The sequence below is a fragment of the Lysinibacillus sp. BSL11 genome (assembly GCF_052928325.1).
The window spans coordinates 44,974-66,195 of sequence record NZ_JAVGCX010000017.1 but is presented as its reverse complement, the minus strand read 5'-3'; the positions used below and the strand labels follow the sequence as shown (position 1 = coordinate 66,195).

At 38.8% G+C, this 21,222-nt stretch carries 20 protein-coding genes; 12 read left to right on the top strand and 8 right to left on the bottom strand.

Annotated elements, in window-relative coordinates; genetic code table 11:
* Window positions 1-15 precede the first annotated feature (15 nt).
* Together RCJ95_RS19255 and RCJ95_RS19250 are read right to left on the bottom strand one after the other, a co-directional pair.
* The gene (locus tag RCJ95_RS19255; RefSeq protein WP_009370491.1) at window positions 16-138 is read right to left on the bottom strand and encodes a hypothetical protein; all 123 of its coding nucleotides are present in this window, start codon (window positions 136-138) and stop codon (window positions 16-18) included.
* 332 nt (window positions 139-470) lie between these two features.
* Complete coding sequence (locus RCJ95_RS19250) at window positions 471-932, bottom strand: chemotaxis protein CheX (protein WP_004269332.1); 462 nt, start codon at window positions 930-932, stop codon at window positions 471-473.
* A gap of 592 nt (window positions 933-1,524) precedes the next feature.
* Between RCJ95_RS19250 and pcp the strand changes: the two genes are divergently transcribed.
* The 4 genes from pcp to RCJ95_RS19230 are packed head-to-tail and all read left to right on the top strand — an operon-like array spanning window position 1,525 to window position 4,419.
* Window positions 1,525-2,139 (top strand): pyroglutamyl-peptidase I, encoded by a 615-nt coding sequence (pcp, locus tag RCJ95_RS19245; protein ID WP_221680708.1) that lies wholly within the window; start codon window positions 1,525-1,527, stop codon window positions 2,137-2,139.
* Window positions 2,123-2,818, top strand: a complete 696-nt coding sequence (gene pxpB, locus RCJ95_RS19240) for a 5-oxoprolinase subunit PxpB (RefSeq protein WP_221680709.1) — start codon at window positions 2,123-2,125, stop codon at window positions 2,816-2,818. The genes pcp and pxpB overlap by 17 nt, the downstream gene beginning before the upstream one ends.
* Window positions 2,819-2,821: 3 nt before the next feature.
* Window positions 2,822-3,685 (top strand): 5-oxoprolinase subunit C family protein, encoded by an 864-nt coding sequence (locus RCJ95_RS19235; protein ID WP_205442542.1) that lies wholly within the window; start codon window positions 2,822-2,824, stop codon window positions 3,683-3,685.
* Window positions 3,685-4,419 (top strand): 5-oxoprolinase subunit PxpA, encoded by a 735-nt coding sequence (locus tag RCJ95_RS19230; protein ID WP_370635367.1) that lies wholly within the window; start codon window positions 3,685-3,687, stop codon window positions 4,417-4,419. Before RCJ95_RS19235 ends, RCJ95_RS19230 begins: the two co-directional genes overlap by 1 nt.
* 40 nt (window positions 4,420-4,459) lie before the next feature.
* Here RCJ95_RS19230 and RCJ95_RS19225 read toward each other — a convergent pair whose 3' ends face one another.
* Window positions 4,460-4,780 (bottom strand): DUF4183 domain-containing protein, encoded by a 321-nt coding sequence (locus tag RCJ95_RS19225; protein ID WP_221680711.1) that lies wholly within the window; start codon window positions 4,778-4,780, stop codon window positions 4,460-4,462.
* Between the two features lie 24 nt (window positions 4,781-4,804).
* Complete coding sequence (locus RCJ95_RS19220; protein ID WP_274772488.1) at window positions 4,805-5,227, bottom strand: DUF4183 domain-containing protein; 423 nt, start codon at window positions 5,225-5,227, stop codon at window positions 4,805-4,807.
* A gap of 243 nt (window positions 5,228-5,470) precedes the next feature.
* Here RCJ95_RS19220 and RCJ95_RS19215 point away from each other — a divergent pair, with 243 nt between their 5' ends.
* From RCJ95_RS19215 to RCJ95_RS19190, 6 genes are all read left to right on the top strand, one after another.
* On the top strand, window positions 5,471-9,082 hold the full coding sequence (locus RCJ95_RS19215) for a dynamin family protein (RefSeq protein ID WP_221680713.1): 3,612 nt from the start codon (window positions 5,471-5,473) through the stop codon (window positions 9,080-9,082).
* A gap of 10 nt (window positions 9,083-9,092) precedes the next feature.
* A complete protein-coding gene (locus tag RCJ95_RS19210) occupies window positions 9,093-9,902 on the top strand; it encodes a sulfurtransferase (protein WP_221680714.1) in 810 nt (269 codons plus the stop codon).
* Window positions 9,903-10,313: 411 nt separating this feature from the next.
* Window positions 10,314-11,411, top strand: coding sequence for a hypothetical protein (locus tag RCJ95_RS19205; RefSeq protein ID WP_446722633.1), 1,098 nt, complete (start codon window positions 10,314-10,316; stop codon window positions 11,409-11,411).
* On the top strand, window positions 11,404-11,958 hold the full coding sequence (locus tag RCJ95_RS19200) for a hypothetical protein (RefSeq protein WP_221680715.1): 555 nt from the start codon (window positions 11,404-11,406) through the stop codon (window positions 11,956-11,958). Before RCJ95_RS19205 ends, RCJ95_RS19200 begins: the two co-directional genes overlap by 8 nt.
* 54 nt (window positions 11,959-12,012) lie before the next feature.
* On the top strand, window positions 12,013-12,843 hold the full coding sequence (locus tag RCJ95_RS19195; RefSeq protein ID WP_446722632.1) for an MBL fold metallo-hydrolase: 831 nt from the start codon (window positions 12,013-12,015) through the stop codon (window positions 12,841-12,843).
* Window positions 12,844-13,250: 407 nt separating this feature from the next.
* Window positions 13,251-14,453 carry an NAD(P)-dependent malic enzyme gene (locus RCJ95_RS19190; protein WP_004269353.1) on the top strand — a complete coding sequence of 401 codons (1,203 nt, stop codon included), beginning with the start codon at window positions 13,251-13,253 and terminating at the stop codon, window positions 14,451-14,453.
* A 99-nt stretch (window positions 14,454-14,552) separates the two neighbouring features.
* Here the strand turns inward: RCJ95_RS19190 and RCJ95_RS19185 are convergent, their stop codons facing one another.
* The 3 genes from RCJ95_RS19185 to gdhA form a co-directional block, all read right to left on the bottom strand.
* A complete protein-coding gene (locus RCJ95_RS19185) occupies window positions 14,553-15,206 on the bottom strand; it encodes a Yip1 family protein (RefSeq protein WP_369578540.1) in 654 nt (217 codons plus the stop codon).
* A 146-nt stretch (window positions 15,207-15,352) separates the two neighbouring features.
* Window positions 15,353-16,039, bottom strand: coding sequence for a phosphoribosylaminoimidazolesuccinocarboxamide synthase (locus tag RCJ95_RS19180; protein WP_257521777.1), 687 nt, complete (start codon window positions 16,037-16,039; stop codon window positions 15,353-15,355).
* Between the two features lie 217 nt (window positions 16,040-16,256).
* Complete coding sequence (gene gdhA, locus RCJ95_RS19175; protein WP_004269356.1) at window positions 16,257-17,630, bottom strand: NADP-specific glutamate dehydrogenase; 1,374 nt, start codon at window positions 17,628-17,630, stop codon at window positions 16,257-16,259.
* Between the two features lie 175 nt (window positions 17,631-17,805).
* Between gdhA and RCJ95_RS19170 the strand changes: the two genes are divergently transcribed.
* Both RCJ95_RS19170 and RCJ95_RS19165 read left to right on the top strand, forming a co-directional pair.
* Window positions 17,806-18,279, top strand: a complete 474-nt coding sequence (locus tag RCJ95_RS19170) for a YaiI/YqxD family protein (protein WP_221680718.1) — start codon at window positions 17,806-17,808, stop codon at window positions 18,277-18,279.
* Entirely contained in the window at window positions 18,269-19,597 is a 1,329-nt protein-coding gene (locus RCJ95_RS19165) for a D-serine ammonia-lyase (protein WP_446722631.1), read from the top strand. Before RCJ95_RS19170 ends, RCJ95_RS19165 begins: the two co-directional genes overlap by 11 nt.
* Before the next feature lie 454 nt (window positions 19,598-20,051).
* Here the strand turns inward: RCJ95_RS19165 and RCJ95_RS19160 are convergent, their stop codons facing one another.
* Entirely contained in the window at window positions 20,052-21,221 is a 1,170-nt protein-coding gene (locus tag RCJ95_RS19160) for a pyridoxal-phosphate-dependent aminotransferase family protein (RefSeq protein WP_446722630.1), read from the bottom strand.
* Window position 21,222: the final 1 nt, after the last annotated feature.

Genomic DNA, 21,222 nt, shown 5'->3' with positions numbered 1-21,222 from the left:
TCCCTTCTTCGTAGATTAAAACCGTCCAATGAACAAATCGAAGCAGTACACCCAAAGTAAAATGATGATAATACCTACTCCAAAAACTGCATAGAGTGAACCTTTTAAATTTTCATCTGACTTCTTTTTATTTGCCATTTTTGCTCCTCCTACGCTTTTTATTGTTGTGTTTCTTACTGTCATCATATAAAAATCTCCTACATTTTGATGTGAAAAAAATCACACTTCTAGGGGAATTATGTGAAAAAAGTGTGAAGAATTTAAGAGAGAAAAAAAACAAGCCATCTCAAAAGTCATTGAGATGGCTTGTTTAATGATTATAATTCACTTTTTTTAATAAAAATAATAGATTTTAAGGAAGGAGAACTGTCCTTCTTATTTCTTTTGGGCAAACGGTAAGTCTTACAAATAAATGCTGAAAGTCTTGCATACAATGTCTTATTTGGAACAGACTTAAAACCTATTAAGCTCTATTCCGCTTCTTCTTCAATTGTTAATAGAACTGTTAGGGCACCGACGCTTGGGACCGAAACTGGGAGTGCAAAGGCCTTTTCAAAGCCATATAATTTTGTATTGCCCACCATCACCGTTGGCGGAGTGATATCAATTTCTAAGCTTTCTTGCCCAACAGCTGTACATAAATTTCCTGCAATCATGTTACCAAATTCCCCTGTAAAGGATTCTAGCATTTCTCCTTCAAGCGGCATACCGAACATGGTACTACCGATCCCGCTGAACACTTCGGGAGAGGAGTCAATGATGACGCGTCCCTTTAAATCTCCGATTAAGCCAATTAATACGCCCATTTGTTGTTGTTGAAAGGGTTCAGAAATAATACTAGGCGACTTTACTTCTATATCCATAGGAAGAATGGTTTTTAAAGCGTGAATTGTCCCGTTTAAAATAGTTTGAAAGTACTTCGAATTACTCATCATTACCGCATCCTTTTTCCGACTTTTCTACATCTTACCATGTAAAAAGGGTAAGATGAAAGTATGTCTTGACGAATTCACATGAAATTTATAATATATTAATGAGAATGATTTTCAAATTCAATGTAAACGTCTGAAAACTTAACGAAAAATAACGAAGAAGGAGCGGTTCGCAATGACATTCGTATTGATTGGAGCAGCTGTCGTGATCTATATTGGAGTTGGAAAATACGTCATGAACCAGGCAACTGCACATTTGAAATAAGAGCTAAACAAAAGAGTATGAAGCTGCTGTGCTTCATACTCTTTTTCATGATGTTAAGAAAGAAAATAGATGTGCAGAAAAAGGCTTTAGCAAGTGTCCATTTTCACTTACCCTCCAGGATCTTATCTGTAACACTCATCGCCTATGAGTGACACGGTCTCCTCTGCAATCAACCAAGTTACAAAAGTTTCTCCATAGTATATAGGAGGGAAAAGAATCGGCTCTTTTTTTACATGTTTTTGTTCAAGGGAAATATTTGTTTTTTCAGAAATCTATTGTAAAATGAAGCAAACCTTTAAGATTATTTAAAGAAATTAGGTGACAAATATGACAAAAATATTAGTAACAGGGTTTGAGCCATTTCTTGATTATAAAATAAATCCAACGATGCAAATTGTGAAAGCATTAAATGGAAAGAAGATAGATAGCTATGATATCGTCGGACGAATTCTATCTGTAGATTTTCAGCAATCAGCGGAGCAATTAAAACAACATATAGAAGAAGTGAAACCACAAATCATTATTTCATTAGGATTAGCTGGAGGACGTTTTAAAGTGACACCCGAGCGCATTGCTATTAATGTGAAAGACGGAGAGCCTGATAATAATGGCTATACACCAGTTGATGAGCGCATCCATGAGGAGGGGGCAGATGCTTATCTAACAAACTTACCGATTCGCAGTATGGTAAATCGTTTGCATGCAGAAGGATATCCAGCGGAAATCTCTAATACAGCGGGTACATACTTATGTAATAACATTATGTATGAGGGGCTTGCTTATGCGCAGCAACATGAAGGGGTTCGTGCTGGCTTTATTCATATTCCAGCATCATTTGAGCTGGCAATCCAACATGGCAAAATTCCAGGCTGGAGTATCGGAGATTTGATAGCTGCGGTACAGCTTTGTATTGAGGAGACGGCACGTGCAACCAATCATTGATTTTCCGCATTCCATGTGGATTAGTCAACATACTATTCGTTTTGCATTCAAAGAGGTAATTTCCCACTCAAACTTTCACGCGGTCCAAGCGTTCAATCGATTTCTGAAACAGCAGCTACAGCATAACCTAGTCGAAAGTGTTGCAAGCTACCACACTGTGACAGCTTATATTAAACAAAAAATAGATGTTGAACGTTTAAGGATGCAGTGGCTTGAGATGCAAGCCTCCACAACCATTGACGAAGGAACGAATCGACTTTTAAAAATACCCGTCTGCTATGATGAGGAATTTGCCTTAGATCGCAAGCGCGTAATGAATTTCACAGGATTACCTTTTGAGGACATTAAAACATTGCATATGTCCAAAAGCTATTATGTGTATTTAATCGGCTTTTTACCAGGGTTTCCATACTTAGGTGAGCTTGATTCTAAATTATTTGTGCCACGCTTACAGAAACCAAGGGCATCTGTATCAGCGAGTTCAGTTGGGATTGGGGGTGGACAAACGGGAATCTATCCTGTTGATTCACCTGGAGGCTGGAATATTATAGGGAAAACACCGTTTGATTTATTTGATGTTCATGGCAAAGAGCCATTTTTATTTGAACTTGGTGATGAAGTTCAGTTTTATGAAATAACCCAACAGCAATTTTGGGAAATGAAAAGCAAAGGAGTGTAGCAATTGAAGCCACTTCTGCTTGTAACAAAACAAGGGGTTTTTGGAAGCTTACAAGATAAAGGAAGGTTCGGCTATCGGGCATTTGGTATTCCGTTATCTGGACCAATGGATCACCGATCGTTTAATGCAGCTCAAAGAATCTTACATCACCATCATGATGAAACGTCTTTTGAAATGTTTGTAGGTGGTTTTGAATTTGAGGCGCTGGCTGATTGTGTTTATGTATTAACAGGAGGACATGGTACATGCTTGGTTAATCAAGTACCAATCGAAATGTGGAAAACATTCCATTTAACAAGGGGAGATAGATTATCTATCAAGAGTGTCCATCAAGGCTCTATTGTTTACTTAACTCCATTAGGAGGTTTTCGTACAAACGATGAGCTTGGTAGCCAATCCTACCTTCCGCTTGGGAATTTGGGAACATGCATTACAAAAGGAAGTATTTTATATGGGCAAGTATCACCATCTCTAAAAAATAATAGAGGGCTATATGCACCCTATCGTCCGCGTTTTGACAGTTCCATAACTGCTCGACTGTTTAAAGGACCTCATTTTCATTTATTTACAGAAAAAAGTCAGCAACAATTTTTACAAAATCCTTTTCAATTTATTGGCGGCAATCGTATGGGCTACTACATCAAAGGACCTGCCTTACAACTTCAGGAAATGAAGGATATTCTGTCAGAAGCTACACAGTTCGGAACAATCCAAGTGCCTCAAAGTGGTGATCCCATTATCCTAATGGCTGATGCTCAAACAGTAGGAGGCTATCCTATTATTGCAACAGTTCATGAAGAAGATTTACATAAAGTAGCGCAAATGCGTATGTTTAACACAATTCACTTTGTACTGGAGGAAACATGATGTCAATTGATATCAATTGTGATCTAGGTGAAAGCCATGATGCTTTTATAACGGGTAAGGATGAAGAACTATTAGACTATGTAACGTCCATCAACATTGCATGCGGCTATCATGCGGGACATCATTCAATCATGCATCAAATCGTACGTAGCGCCATTCGTAAAAACGTTCACATTGGTGCGCATCCAGGCTATCCAGATCGAGAGGGGTTTGGTCGCCGTAACATGGAATGTAGCTCAGGTGAAATTTACGATATGATGGTTTATCAAATTGGTGCCTTACAAGCATTTGTGGAGATTGAAAATGGTACGCTTCATCATGTTAAACCACATGGCGCACTTTATAATCAATGCGCGAATGACCATGAAAAAGCGTTGGCTGTAGTCAATGCAGTGTATGATCTTAATCCACAGCTTATTTTATATGCCTTATCTGGTAGCCTCATCGTAGAGATTGCTAGAGACAAAGGGCTTCAAGTATATGAGGAGGTTTTTTCGGATCGACGCTATAACAATGACGGCACTTTAGTGAACAGACAGGAACCAAATGCCTTAATACAATCGGAAGAAGAAATGCTAGTGCATGTAAAAGGTATTTTGACTGCTAATGAAGTGTTGTCGGTCCAGTCCAAAAAAATTAAAGTTGCAGTCCAAACCTTATGTATACATGGAGATGGCCCACATGCACTAGACTATGCGAAAAAAATTGCAGGTCTCAAAAAGCGATTACAATAAAATGTAAAAATGGATGCCCTAAACAAGGCATCCATTTTATTTAGATTGTTGTCACTAGCTCCACAGCTTCTAGCACAATTGGCGTACCAGCAGAAAGAGTACCTGTGACAGTATTGAACGTTATTTCAGTTGTAGAAACTGTATAGGCACCACCCTCTTGTAGAACACCATTGATATATAAGTTATAGTAACCATTTGCGACTTCTGGGAATGCTGTTGCTGCTGTACCGCTATCATTTAAAAACGTTGTTGCAGCGACTGTTGTGCCATCTGCAATGGCAAGGGGTGCAGCTAAGACGTTAAAAAATCTTGTAGAAGTACCTGTTACATTGACGTGAATATTAATAATGGAAAGTGCCACCCGATTCACCTCCTTTCATTTCCTTTATTTTGTTGTAAAGCCTAGCGATTCAATAATGATGGGTGTTCCTCTATACAATGTGGCATTATAGGGTACGATTGTCAGGGAGGCTGGGGTTACCGTATAAATGCCGCCTTCCTGCATCACTGCATTAATATAAAGGTTAACGTAACCATTGGGTGAAAAAATTGTAAACTCAGTAACGGAATTTGCTTCATCATTCCAAAAGAGATCGGCTGGAAGAGTTGCCCCATTCGATAGATCAAGATCAGCTGTAACGATATAAAAATATCGGTGGATTGTTGGGATAATCATACCTTCAGGGACTATTTCAGGAGGATTAATGGGTATTCCGTTTGTTGCTTTTATACGGGGCCAGATAAATCGCTCCTCACAGTTACATGAACAATATTTTTCAATGATTTGATGAGACTTAGGATTTATCATATGGCATCACACTCCCTTCATAAAAAAATAACTTTGCCCCGAATATGCTTACTATAAAATATGAAGAAAAAATAAAAAGAACTAGTTGACCATCTATCATTTGGCATAGATTTTTTGTATAAACATGTTTTTCTAAGGATGGAAACGTTGGCATATATGCTTTAAATTAGTGTTATACTTTGCTAGTTGAATAAGGTAGAATACTAATTATGAATAATTAATGAAAAAGGGGTTACTGGTTTCATGAAAGATTTTGAACAACAATTGGAGGGGCTATTAAAGCAAGCCTCTTTGCAATACATAATTTATCAGCATAATGGTGATACAGAGCGCATGGATAAAACATCACTTTTTGCTCGAAAAATTCAGCAAAAAGAGTATGTGATTGGCTTTGCAGGCCATTTCTCTGCAGGGAAGTCCAGTATGATTAATGCGCTGTCTGGTGAAAATCTGCTGGCATCTAGTCCTATTCCAACAAGTGCAAACATCGTAAAAGTTCATAAATCAGAGGAAGACTATGCGATTGTTTATATGCACAATGAAAAGCCTGTAAAATTTGAGGCTGGCTATGATTTTAAAACAGTAAAAGAGCTAAGTAAAAATGGGGATTTAGTGTCACAAATTGAGATTGGACACAGTGCCTCTACACTACCACTAGGTGTCACTGTAATGGATACGCCAGGGGTAGACTCCACAGATGATGCGCACCGCATGTCAACGGAATCAGCATTACATATTGCCGATATCGTATTTTATACAATGGACTACAACCATGTGCAGTCGGAATTAAATTTCCAATTCACAAAGCAATTAATGAAATATAATCCAAATGTTTATTTAATTGTCAACATGATTGATAAGCATAAAGATAATGAATTGAGCTTCGAAGAATTTAAAGCAACTGTTCATCAATCCTTTGCAGCATGGGGTGTTGTACCGAAAGGTGTTTTCTTTACTTCATTAAGAGAGCCTGAGCATCCACATAATGATTTTGAGGCAGTTAAGAAAATTGTGATGGACAGTATGAATGATTGGCAGGAGCAGCTTGTACAAACAGCTACGAATACATTGCGTTTATTGCAAAGCGAGCATGACAATTATTTAATGGAAGAAAGACAGGATCGTTTGGCAATTGATGAAGAAATTTTAAGTGCGGATGACTGGGCACACCATCAGGATATTTTAGAGCAATACAATAAATTAAATCGTCAGGTTGAATTATTCTCAGTAGAAGCTTGGAACGAAACGTTTGAGGAGCAACGTAAGGAGCTGCTCGCTAATGCTGCAATTATGCCAGCTGATTTACGCGATCGCTTACGCCTTTATTTAGAAAGCATGCAGGAAGGTTTTAAAGTTGGGGGGCTCTTTACTGCAAAGAAAAAAACAGAGGAAGAGCGAAACCGACGCAAAGAAGAAGCGTATAGTGCCTATCAAAATGTGGTCCATGCACAAATCACGGGGCATTTAAAAGGTCTTATGAAAAAGGCATTGAAGGACGTTGGTGCATTAAATGAGGAACGTGCCGCAGCCATTGATGCCTATGTATTTGACTTACCTTTTTCATTGATTGAGCAGCAAGTTCAAACAGGCGCTATTTTAACAGGTGATGCTGTGTTAAACTTCGCTAACCGTATCGCAGAAGCAACAAAGCGCTACTTCATTCAGGAGACAGATAGCTGGAAAAATGCGCAAGCGACAACTCTTGAAGCTGTTGCAACAGAAACTGCCGCACCATCAAAATTAAAAATGGCGGGTATGCAGGACAAAGTAGATGCCATTAATGCGGTCCTTGAAATTGAAGGCTATCAGCAATATAGTGCAAGTACTATGCATCAAGCGAGCAATGAAATTCGTACAGTTGCCAATCAACAGCTTACTAATTGGGAACAATCATTTAAACAAGATTTAGCAGAAATTCGTTTATTTGACGAGTCTATGTTGCAGCCAAAAGAGCAAATCATCCAACAAGAGGAAGCTCAGCAAGCTACTAGTGCAACGACTCTACCAATCGATGGTGTGATTAACCGTGCACTTCATACTGCTAATGCAGTCAAAGAGGTGCAAGGCTTTGCCGAAGTAGCCCAATACCTTGAAAATAAAGTAGAACGACTACAGAAAAAAGATTTTACCATTGCATTGTTTGGCGCATTCAGTGCTGGGAAATCTTCCTTCTCGAACGCTTTAATGGGAGCCAAGGTGTTACCTGTATCACCAAACCCAACAACTGCGGCCATCAATAAAATTCGTCCAGTTACACCTGAACATCCACATGAAACAGCGGATGTACAGCTTAAAACTGCTGAACAAATGCTAGAGGATATTCAAGGCTCCTATGCGGCGATTGGTTTGTCTGTATCGACATTGGAGGAAGCCTATAATCGTGCTGATGAAGGGCTTGCAGTTCAGTTAACGGACGAACGTTTAAATGTTCATAAATCATTTATTCGTGCCTATAAAGAAGGCTATCCAACCTTTAAGTCTGAGTTTGGTTCTATCCTTCGCGTAGACCGTGAAGAGTTTGAAAAATTTGTAGCACAAGAAAATAAATCTTGCTTTGTTGACAATATCGACTTCTATTATGATAGCCCATTAACACGTATGGGCGTGACACTTGTTGACACGCCAGGAGCGGACTCTATTAATGCCCGCCATACAGGCGTAGCATTTGAATATATTCGTAATGCTGATGCCATCTTATTTATTACGTACTATAATCATGCCTTTGCCAAAGCTGACCGAGAGTTTTTAATACAACTTGGTCGTGTGAAGGATGCATTTGAGCTAGATAAAATGTTCTTTATTGTCAATGCAATTGATTTGGCAACAACGGATGAAGAACAGGAAGATGTAAAAGGCTATGTACGCTCAGAGTTACAACGCTTTGGCATTCGCTTCCCGAGACTATATGGGGTATCTAGTCTTTTAGCGTTGGAAGAAAAGGTAGAAGGTGCCGATTTAACATCAGGTATGCCACCATTTGAAAAAGACTTCCATACATTCTTAAATGATGAGTTGAGTGCATTAGCCGTTCAAGCTCTTGCAGAGGAAGTTGATAAAACGGAGCAACGTTTGGCGGATTTAATTGCCCAAACAGAGGAAAACTTAAAACGTAAAGATGAGCGACTAGAGGAATTAACAACACTTGAACAACATATTCAATCGAAGTACAGTGTACTGAATACGAGCATGTTAGAGAGTGAAACAAAACAGGAGCTTGATGAGCTACTTTATTATGTTCTTCAACGTGTTTATTATCGTTACCCTGAGTTCTTTAAGGAAGGCTACAATCCTTCTACCTTTGCTGCAATGCCAGCACAACAAGCATTGGAGCATGCATTAAAAGAAGTGATGCAAAGCTTGCGTTTTGATTTTACTCAAGAAATGCGTGTAACAAACTTCCGTTTATCGCAGTTCATTAGCAAAAAGATGCAACAACGTTTTAAAGATGAAGTACGCGAATTGAAAGAGTTAAATCGAAGCTTCTCATTCCTAGCCTTTGAATCTTCTGAGCCAAATTTATTGGATTTTGAAGGACCGTTTGCGGATATTTCCAAATATGCTAGCGTAAAATCTCATTTCCGCAATCAAAAAGCTTTCTTTGAAAAGAACGAAAAAGTGAAGCTAAGTGAGGCACTAGAAGCCGTAACAAAACCCGATGCACAAGATTATTTAGATGCACAGAAAGTTTCCCTCATGACATGGGCGATTACGTTTATTGCAGAGGAAGCCGAAAAATTACGTTACTATATTTATCATCAAGCGCTTGAACAAATTGACACAGAAAGATTAGCCTTACAAGAAGAGAGTCGTTTAGCTTCTTGGAAAGCGATTTACGCACAATTACAATACGCATGAGGTGATTCCAATGGGAAAAGTATTCAAATCAGTGGATGAAATTCAACTTGATGGTGTCCGTTTTATCGATGCTCGTTACGATCTTCAGGACAAAGAGGCTGGCAAAAAGGCATTCGAGGAAGGTCATGCTACTGGTGCTATCTATATTGATTTAGAACAGCAGTTATCGGATATGGACAGTAAAGACGGTCGTCATCCAATGCCAAGCAAAGAAAAATTGGCATCCGTTTTTCAAGAACTAGGATTACGCTATGAAGATCAGATTGTAGTTTATGACCAAGGAGCAGCTCCATTTGCCCCACGCGCCTGGTGGATGCTAACCTATGCTGGTTTCCCAAATGTAGTGATTGTCAACGGAGGTGCCCCAGCACTAGAGGCGAAAATTCCTTTTACCAAGGATATTATTAAATATCCCCCAACCATCATTGAGTTTGATTGGAAAGATGAGCTTTATGCACCACGCCAAGCCGTAAAAGCCATTGTGGATGGAGAGGTGAAAGCCACTTTACTCGATGCGCGTGCTGCTGCAAGGTACCGAGGAGAAGTAGAGCCATTGGATAAAGTAGCAGGTCATATCCCAACTGCGAAAAACTTTGACTGGGAGCAGTTGAAGTCAAATGGTCAACTAAAGGCAAATGATGCATTACGTCAAAAAGTTTCACCTGATGAGCAGGTTGTTGTTTACTGTGGCAGCGGCGTAACCGCCTCTCCTCTTTATGCTGTGTTAGCAGATGAAGGCTATGACAACATCCAATTATATGTAGGTAGCTTCAGTGATTGGATTACAGAATATGACGTGGAAAAAGGCACAAACGAATAAAAAGAAACGCTCACTTCGGTGGGCGTTTTTTTATATAGTGCGGTGGATATAGCGTAAAGTAGAGGTTAGAATTTCATGTAGCGGATAACCTCTTCAGATTGGCGGATAAGGAAGAAAAAGTGGAGGATAGAACGTTAAAAGTGACTGATAAAATTTCATGTAGCGGAAACCTGCTCAAAGTGGTGGATAAGAATGAAAAAATGAAGGATAGCCCTTTGAAAGTAGTGGATAGAATTTAATCCCTGAAGAACTTCCTGAGAGGTGGGTGTTGGAGGATATGATAATGAAGCTTTATTGAGATTCTATCATGATTATACATTGCCTCAGGTGGCTTAAGTATTGCAGCGGAAATTAGGGACGACCAAAACCATTTTATAAATTAAAGCAGGCACTGGAACAGGAGGGGCAAGGGTGAACGATCTAAAAAAGCAGATGGATCTAATAGACATTCCAGAATCGTTACATCAGCGTAGTCAACAAGGCATTGAACAAGCAAAAAAAGAGCAGTACAAAACTAAGAGCTGGGTGCCCAAGATTGCTGTAACACTTGCGGCGGGTGGATTTGTGGCATTAATGAAGGGTGAACAGCACTTAGATAATGCTCGGGCTAGTGCGTTAATGTCACAATTAGATAATTTACCTCCGCCGATGTATTGGATTTTGGCTATTTTATGCGTATTCATCATACTATTCATCTCTAGAAAAAAGCTTAATCAGAAAAAGACAATTGGTGTTGCCATAGTTTCGATTCTACTGATCGGTAACAGTACGATTTTTTTACAACATCAATTAAGAAAACCAGTTGTGGTGCCTACTGTAATTGAAGTTACGGATAGCTCACAGAATGCTTTAGAGATACGCTATATTACAAACAAGTATGACCATCGATATGTGAAATATTTGCAGGCAGAAGATGTGCAATTACCAATAGTATATGATCAAATGGAGCAAGAAAATTTAGTAAATGGTTTTTATTATCCATTCGATACTTCGCAAGATTTACTCTATCAAAATGTTCGATTAGCTTTTTTTCAGCTTGATTTAAACACGATGAAAAAAGTGATGGCAAGTAAAACTGTTTATCTTGTATTAAATGACGGGATGAAATTACCTGCCCCAATTCATTTTACGAGGGAAACCATCATTGATGAAAAACAGATCATGAATAATAGCTATAGTCAGTCACAACATGATTCGGAACAAATCATTTCATTTATCCTTCAACAGGATGCTATTTTTGATGCATTTTATGTTCCCGCTGCATTAGAGGGTAAGATACTATTGAAAGAATGGAGATTAAACGATCAGCGTTACACAGCAAGTGATTTTCCTTTTTCAGTGACGAAAGGTCAACGCTTGGAGATGACTATTCAATTGAAGGAAGCCCCCTTAGATATCAATACATCCATAGGTTTTAGTGGCCCGGATGGTTATTTAACTAAAAGATTATATTCACAAGCGTATTTTACGACAAATTTGGTGAAAAAGGTGCGTGAAAACAATGAGTGAATCTACACAACAGGTAAAACTTTTACAATGGTTAGCAGTAGCGCTCTTTTTTCAATTGATCTATTTAAATGTTTTTAAATACGCTAATCTTGTACAAGATATCCTTGTTTATGGGGCCTATTTAAAAAGTCTTTCGTTCTATAAAGAAAAGGCACCTATCAAAACATATATGGCCTGCGCTCTGATGATAACCTTGATGAGTACCATCTTTTCTTTCCATCTTCTCTTTTATTGGAGTACGGTTTTAATTCAAGGAATTGAATTGCTGATTATAATGGAATTTGGAAAAATTTTATTATGCATTGAACAAAAACACGATGTACAGGGTACAACTACAAGAGTGATGAAAAAATATATAGCGATATCCTTTGCCGTCATTATTAGTTGGACACTATTGATGAATGTTACAAGTGATTGGCAGATGGGATTATTGTTCCTGGGCGCATTGCTTTTATTGGCTGTAAATTTACGGTTATTTCTTCATGTGTTAGCACTTCGTAAACATGTAAAAAGCAAATCCTTTGTTGTTACCTACTTACAAAAATGACTCACCATTCATTTTATGCTACACTTTTTGTACAAGGGGCAAAGGGGGAGCAGGATGTTTAAACGGGAGAAAAGTATCGAGATTCAGCAGCATCGCGGTGTACAATGTGCGCATGGGAAAGTTGCGGTTCAGGGGGTTGGTATGAGTGTGTACAGCTTTTTTGTGGATGGGTTACTGATTGATACAGGTTCCTACTCACTGTCGCAGGAATTTCAAACCTTTTTTAAGGATATACCGATAGAGCAATTGGTATTAACACATTCACATGAGGATCATGCTGGAAATGCAGCGTGGATTCAACATCATAAGAATGTACCTATTTATATTCATCGTGATTCAGTCAATCTTTGTGCTGAGGATGGAGAATATCCACTCTATCGTCAGGCATTGTGGGGGGAACGACCAGCGTTTGTTGCCCAACCATTTGGTCAAACATTACAAACGAACGCAGCAACATGGGATGTCATTGAAACACCTGGACATACAGCGGATCATCTTTCTTTTTATAATCGAGAAACAGGCGCTATGTTTACAGGAGATTTGTTTATCCAGCCAAAGACGAAGGTTGTGCTTGATGAAGAAAATATTGTCCATACCCTGGCGTCTTTGAGGAAAATAGTAAACTATGATTTCGATGTCGTCTATTGCTGTCATGCAGGCTTTATAGAGGATGGTCGAACGAAAATACAAGAAAAAATTGCTTATTTGGAAGACATGCAAGGAAAAGTGAAACAATTATTTATGCAAGGTTACTCTGTTGAAGAAATCACCAAAACAATTTTTCCTCGTGATTATCCGATTACAAAAGTTTCGGAAGAGCAATGGTCTTCCAAGCATATCATTACGGCCTTTATTAATCATTTTACCGAAGAGTCCTATATATAGGGCTCTTTTTTTATCTTGTTAAGAATTTCACAAATACTTTGATCTGTATAATAAAAAACTTTGTGAAAAAATGTGAATAAATTGTGACGAAGTCAATCAGGACAATGGATGCGCTTACAAAAGTTTGTGAAAAAAATCTCATTTACATAAGAAAAATACTATGTGAAAAGTTGAACAGGCTAAATGGCTCTATGTGTACACTTTATAATGTGTCAATAATCGCATTAATTATCTTAAAATAATTGATTGTGAAATGTTTAATTTGACAGAAAAATGTAATGAAAGTCATTAAGCATTGAATTATTGAGGTTTAAAATAAATTGACAGAAAATTCGTTGACTATATTTTCACAAAGTATTATGATTCTGAAATATAATAAAAAATCAAAGGGAAAAGGATGGGATGGAATGGACGTAATGAAAAAGGCATTAGAAATGCATGCACACTATAGTGGGAAATTAGAGGTGAGCTCAAAGGTACCTGTACAAGATTCCTATGATCTTAGCTTAGCTTATTCACCAGGGGTAGCAGCGCCATGTGTGGAGATTGAGAAAAATCCTTCGCTTGTGTACGACTATACAATGAAGGGCAATATGGTAGCTGTTGTGTCAGATGGGACAGCGGTTTTAGGGTTAGGAGATATCGGCCCGAAAGCTGCCTTACCTGTAATGGAAGGGAAGGCGATTTTACTAAAGCGTTTTGCCAATGTTGATGCTTTTCCAATATGCTTAGATACAAAAAATACGGATGAAATCGTCAGCATTGTGAAGGCGCTTGCCCCGACATTTGGTGCGGTAAACTTAGAGGATATTTCAGCACCAAGATGCTTTGAAATTGAGGATCGCCTACGTCAAGAATGTGATATTCCAGTTTTTCATGATGATCAGCATGGAACAGCGATTGTTGTAGGAGCAGCGATGATTAATGCCAATCGTATTGTGAAAAAGGATGTAGCAACGATGAAGGTTGTGATTAATGGTGCTGGTGCTGCAGGCATTGCAATCTTACGTATACTTGTGCAAATGGGCTATAAGAATATTTATATGTGCGATACAAAAGGTATTATTTATGAGGGTCGTACAGAGGGGATGAACCCGATTAAAGAAGCGGTTGCTCATTTGACGAATCCAGAGAAGCAACATGGTACACTAGAGGATGCACTAACAGGTGCAGATGTCTTTATTGGAGTTTCTGTAGCCAATCTATTAACGGAGGCACATATTGCGTCCATGAATGAAAATCCAGTTGTCTTTGCCTTAGCTAATCCAAATCCTGAAATTACGTATGAAAATGCCAAAGCATGGGGGGTACGTGTGATGGGAACGGGACGTTCTGATTATCCAAATCAGATTAATAATGTTCTCGCATTCCCTGGTATTTTCCGTGGAGCTTTAGATGTGCGTGCTACGGATATTAATGAGTCAATGAAGCTAGCTGCTGTAGAAGCAATTGCCTCCCTTGTGAGTGATAAGGAACTAAAGGAAGAATATATTGTTCCTAAGTCTTTGGACGAACGCGTAGTGGCTATCGTCTCACGCGCAGTAAGTGGGGCAGCTGTTGAATCTGGCGTATCTGAGCTATTCCAGCAAAGTACAGCACTTTCTGTCTAATAAAATTAAAAAAGCAGATAGAGAAAAGTTTCAGGCTTTTTCTCTATCTGCTTTTATTATTATGCTGTATCAAGTTAACAAAGGCCTTATCTCAAGTTTTTAGACCATGCCAACACCAATAATTCCGATGAGTATGACAAAGAAAAGAACAAATAATACGATGAAGATAATAATGGCTGGAATAAAGATGGTGAAGAAAGCCATCCAGTTCGAAATTTGATGTGCTTCAGCGACTACACCTACAGAAATAACAAATGACCAAATTGTCACAATGATGCTTACTAAAATAGTTGGCCAAAAAATCCACGGTAATGAACCCATAAAATTAGGATCCAATAATGAATCGGGTGAAGTCATTAACCAAATAATATAAAGTGGAATCAGTACGATATATGGGATTGCTGTTAAGCTTAACCCCTTAAATAAGTCCGAGTAAGTCCCAGTACCTTTAAATAATTTCCCGAATAGCCAAGAGATGAGTGCAGAAATAGCTGTGCCAATCAAACCTGCGATCGGAGCAAAAATGACACATAATAGGACTAAAAGCCATGGCGAAAAATCAGGGAGAAATTCTGAATCAATTAATCCAGACATAAGAGAGCCAATATAACCAATAGACAAAACCAAAATTGCAAAGCCGATAGATTTTTCATTAATCATATAACGAGTCGTTTGCTTTGGATGCATCCAAACTGATAAAAATGGATTTAGTTTTGACCTTTCTTCTTTCGATGTCTCATTCAAGTTTTCCATCAAACTACCTCCAAAATAATAGAATAATTGCTTGTTACATATAGTTAATATACGAGAGAAGTAAAGAAAAGTTTCATGGAAAATAAAAATTAGCCCACACATAAAAAAAGAGTCGTAATTGTCGACTCTTTTAAAGGTTGTTTCTATTATTCAGCTAACATAATTTTCTCAAGTTCTAACGGCTCAATATATTGCTCACCTTTGTAAGCACGCATATTACCGCCTGAAATTTCATCGATTAATAAAATTTCATTCGTTTTCGCATCGCGGCCGAATTCTAATTTAATGTCATAAAGCGTTAAGCCTTTTTTAGCAAGCTCTGCCGCTACAAATTTGGAAATTTCAATTGTACGTTGTTTTAAAATGGCGTATTCTTCATGAGTTAACAGGTTTAACATCGCTAAAGCATCTTCAGAAATTGGAGGATCTAAACGATCATCATCTTTGATTGTTACTTCTACAAAGGAGTCTAAATCTTGTCCTTCTTTTACATAGGCACCATAACGGCGTAGGAATGAACCAACTGCCTTGAAGCGGCAAATCACTTCTAAGCCATTACCGAAAACAGTCGCCGGTTTTACAGTCATTGTTGCATCTTCAAAGTTTGCATCAACGAAATGCGTAGGAACACCTTGTTCGTTTAATTTTGAATAAAAATAAGAAGTTAAACGTAAACCAGCCAAGCCAGCCCCATCAATGGTTAAACCGACAGTATTTGCACCTGGATCAAACACACCGTTTTCTCCTGTAACATCGTCTTTAAATTTTAATAAATAATGACCATCTTCTAATTTAAACACATTTTTTGTTTTACCTGTATACAATAATTCCACAAAAAACCCTCCAATATTTTTCATAGTACTCTAAAATTATAACACGAATGTTTTAAATATTTAATGATAAAAATGTTCGTTTAAAACGTTTATTTTAATGTTTTATAACTGGATTATAAATAAAAAATAAGGTGATAACGAATGTTCGTTATCACCTTGGTTGAAATTAAGAATATTCCGAAATCAAATCCTAGGAAACATTGAAAATAGAATGTTATTAATAGACACCTTCAGTAAGCATTCCATCTGCTACTTTGATAAAGCCAGCAATGTTTGCACCAACTACTAGGTTACCTGGGAAGCCATATTTTTCTGCTGCTGCTTTGCTGTCTGTATAAATATTTTTCATAATTTGATGAAGTTTCGCATCTACTTCTTCAAATGACCAAAATACGCGGCTAGAATCTTGTGCCATTTCAAGAGCAGATACCGCAACTCCCCCAGCATTCGCTGCTTTTGCTGGACCAAATAATACGCCTGCCTCTAGGAATTCATTGATTGCTTCAAGGTCTGATGGCATATTAGCACCTTCACCGATTGCTTTCACGCCATTCGAAATTAATGTACGAGCTGATTCACCGTTAATTTCATTTTGCGTAGCACACGGTAGGGCAATATCACAAGGAATCGTCCAAATTCCTGTACAACCTTCTGTAAAAGTAGCATTTGGTCGGTAATTAACGTAAGTTGAGATACGGTCACCTTTTACTTCTTTAATTTCTTTGATGGCATCTAAATCTAAGCCCTCTGGGTCATAGATATAGCCTGAAGAGTCTGAGCAAGCAACCACTTTGGCACCATACTGTTGCGCTTTTTCAATGGCATACGTAGATACATTACCAGATCCAGAAACAACCACTGTTTTTCCTTCGAATGAGTCATTTGCATCCTTTAGCATTTCGTTCACAAAGTAAACAGTACCGTAACCAGTTGCTTCCTTACGTGCTAAAGAGCCACCGTAGCCAGGAGTCTTACCAGTTAATACACCTGATTCATTTGCTTTTGTTAAACGCTTATATTGGCCCCATAAATAACCTACTTCACGAGCACCTACGCCAATATCACCAGCAGGAACATCGACATCTGGACCAATATGACGGTATAATTCAGTCATGAATGCTTGGCAGAAACGCATAATTTCTGAATCTGATTTTCCTTTTGGATCAAAGTTTGAACCACCTTTACCACCACCAATAGGTTGCCCTGTTAAAGCATTTTTAAAGATTTGCTCAAAGCCTAGGAACTTAATGATGGATTCGTTGACAGAAGGGTGGAAGCGAAGACCGCCTTTATATGGGCCCATGACATTGCTGTATTGTACACGATAGCCACGATTCACTTGTACTTGATTGTTATCATCTTGCCATGCTACACGGAAAGAAATAATACGATCTGGCTCCACAATACGAGATAAAATATTGGCCTTAATATATTCAGGATGTTGCGCGAATACAGGTACTAATGAGATGAAAATTTCTTCAGCTGCTTGTAAAAATTCCGCTTGATGACTATTCTGTTGTTTAAGTTGCTCAAATACGCCATCTACGTATTCTTTTGCTAATTGTTCATTGCTAACAGTTGTAATTGTCATAAATAAAACCCCCATTTAGTTGATAGGTGTATCGTATATCTATTTTTCAAACTATTCAATAAAATACTTTTAAAGTTTGTGAAAAATTGAGCAAGAGAGGTTGTTTTGAAATTATATTGAAATAATTTAGTTCAAAGTGATTCATCTGATTATGAGAAAGGAATGATGCCTTATTGTGAAGGTTCTTATAGACGCTGATGCCTGTCCAGTAGTGGATTTGGCGCTATCTATATCATCTGAGTTTGAGATAGAAACTATCTTGTTTTGCGATACATCACATCGTGTTGAACGTGATAATGTAATAACAATTATTGTACCCAAAGGTCCAGATTCGGTTGATTTTACGCTAGTGAACGCGCTTTCAAAACACGATATTGTTATTACACAGGATTACGGATTAGCAGCCATGGTTTTAGCACGAGGGGGGTATCCGATTGATCAAAATGGACGAGAAATGTCTAATGAAAACATCGAACGTTTGCTCGATATGCGTCATGTTGGTCAAAAAATTAGAAGGGCAGGTGGACGAACAAAGGGACCTAAAAAAAGAACACAAGAAAACAATATTTCGTTTGAAATGAAATTTCGACAAATTTGTGAACGAGCAATTTTAGCCTATAAACTGGAGGAATCTACAGGTGAAAAATGAACATAAACACGAACTATTCGAACAATATCCGCAGTTAAACGAACTAGCAAAAAAGGCTACTGTATTGTGGGAAAATACAAATTGGATGAAAAATCCTGTAACAACGCTCTTTACTATGGCTGAAGTGGATGATGCGGAAGCAACATTACAACGTTTTTCTTCTTATTTAAAAGTAGCATTTCCAGAGCTTCTAGAAAGTGATGGTTTAATTGAATCAACGATCAAGGAAATTCCTTCGATGAAAAGTGCTATTGAACAAGCATATGGTGTGGCGATTCCCGGCCAATTGCTTTTAAAATGTGATCATGCATTACCGATCTCATGCTCGATCAAAGCACGTGGAGGAATTTATGAGGTATTAAAACATGCGGAAAGGCTAGCTTTGGCAAGTGGAAGACTTAAAGAAGTGGATGATTATGCGATTTTAGCAACAGAGGAATTTCAGTCGTTCTTCCAACAATATACGATTGCAGTAGGCTCTACGGGGAATTTAGGATTAAGTATCGGCATTATGGGCAAGAAGCTCGGCTTTAATGTCGTTGTACATATGTCGAGTGATGCCAAGGAATGGAAAAAAGCCTTACTGCGGGAAAAGGGTGCTACAGTCATTGAATATGAAGCTGATTACAGTGTAGCTGTTGAGCAGGGGCGACAGGAAGCTGAGCGAGATCCAAAGTGTCATTTTATTGATGATGAAAATTCAAAGGATTTATTTGCTGGCTATGCCGTAGCTGCCAAGCGTTTAAAGGAACAGCTAGAAAGGACGAATATTTCAGTGGATGAAGCACATCCATTGTTCGTCTATTTACCATGTGGCGTAGGTGGAGGACCAGGTGGTGTTGCCTATGGATTAAAAGAAATTTACGGAGAGCATGTGCATATTTTCTTTGCAGAACCTGTCGCTTCTCCTTGTATGACGATCGGACTGATGACAGGCTTACATGACGCAATTAGTGTAGAAGATATTGGCCTTGACAATCGAACAGAAGCGGATGGGTTAGCCGTTGGTCGCGCCTCCAAATTTGTAGGAAAAGTGATGGAGACGTATATAAGTGGTTGCTATACAGTATCAGATGAAGAGCTGTTTACATCTCTAGGATTAGCGATGGAAAGTGAAGGTTTATTTTTAGAGCCATCTGCACACGCAGGAATGTATGGAGCCATTCGTTTATTGCAACAAGGTCAATCCTATCTAGAAAAGCACGCATTAGTAAACCATCTACCACAAGCCACACATCTCGTATGGGCAACTGGCGGTAGCATGGTCCCACCTACAATGCGAGCTGCTTATTTAGCAAAGGCCAAGGAATTTAATTAAAGACGGTGTGAAGCTATGTTTGGATGGAAGCTTGACCTCTATTAGTTATATCCCACTTGAGCATGGAGTAAAGCATTCGAATAGTGAGTGAGATGCCACTCTCATGTAGGACCAAAACGCTCACAACATGTATGGACCCGCTCAAGTAGGGGTCCAAAGCGCTCGCAAAATGTGTAGACCTGCTCAAGTAGGAGTCCGAAGTGCTCACAAAATGTGTAGACCCGCTCAAGTAGGAGACCAAAGCGCTCGCAAAATATGTGGACCCGCTCCAATAGGAGTCTAAAGCGCTCACAAAATGTAAGGACCCGCTCCAATAGGTGTCTGAAGCGCTCAAAAAGTGAGGCTTCCCGCTCAGATTAGCGTCCACAAACGCGCAACGCAACTTCAAGTTTAGTAGAAACAAAATCAAATTAAAAAACAGGTGGGGTCATTTTTCTCCACCTGTTTTTGCTGTTTAACGTTGTAGTGCTTTACGTTGTGCGGCTAAGTATACTTCTTGTGCTGCAAGTACGCCTGCTCCTGGATCGAAATCATAGGAGAAGTCTTGTAAGGCAGCCTCAAGTAGGGAAACGGCTTGTAAAATGTCACTTGGGAAACAATAGCCCATATGGCCGAATCTAAAAATTTTACCCTGCAGATGACCTAGTCCGCCTGCGAAATCTAAATGATAGTGTTGCTTAAGGTGCGCCAAAAATTCACCAAGATCAATTCCTTGAGGTGTTTTAATTGCTGTAATAGTTGGAGAAGCGTATTGATCTTCAGTTAATAGCTCAATGTGTAATGCTTGCATTGCATTTCGCACCATGTTTTTCATAAGGTTATGGCGGGCAACTGTTTGCGTAAAGCCACCTTCCTGTTCAATTAACTTACACACCTCATGCAGTCCGTAAATCAGTGTGATAGCAGGGGTATTAGGTGTCATGCCCTTTTCCGCCCAGCTACGATAGCTTTGAAGATTTAAATAATAAGCAGGTGTTTGATTTTCTTCAATAACTCCCCAAGCTCTTTCGCTTACGCTAACAAGAGAGAGTCCAGGTGGGAGCATCATCGCTTTTTGAGAGCCTGTCACGAGAATATCAATGCCCCAAGCATCCATTTCAGCAGGAGCGCCACCAATACAGCTTACACCATCAACGATAACGAGGGCATCGGTTTCTTCACGGATGACTTGTGCTAGTTCAGCAACAGGGTTTAAAATACCTGTGGATGTTTCATTGTACGTAACAAAAACGGCTTTAATACTTTGTAATGGCTGTAAAAATGCTCGTAGTTCTTCGGCTGTGCAAGCTTGTCCCCATTCTTTTTCAAGCTTATGTACATGGAAGCCATATTGCTCACAGATCGAAACGAAATAGTCGCCAAAAGCTCCAACTGTGATGACAACAACCTCTTCACCAGCAGATACCGTATTAACAGCCGCAGCCTCAAGCGCAGCTGTCCCACCTGAAGGTAATAGTAAGATGTCCTGTGTCGTACCGAAAACAGGCTTTACTAATTCAATTGTTTCTCGGTATAATTCTACAAATTCCTGACTACGATGACTAAAAATATTCTGATTCATCGCAAGCTGTACCTTTTTTGGAATCGGTGTTGGCCCCGGATGTCTTAAAATATTTTCATGCATA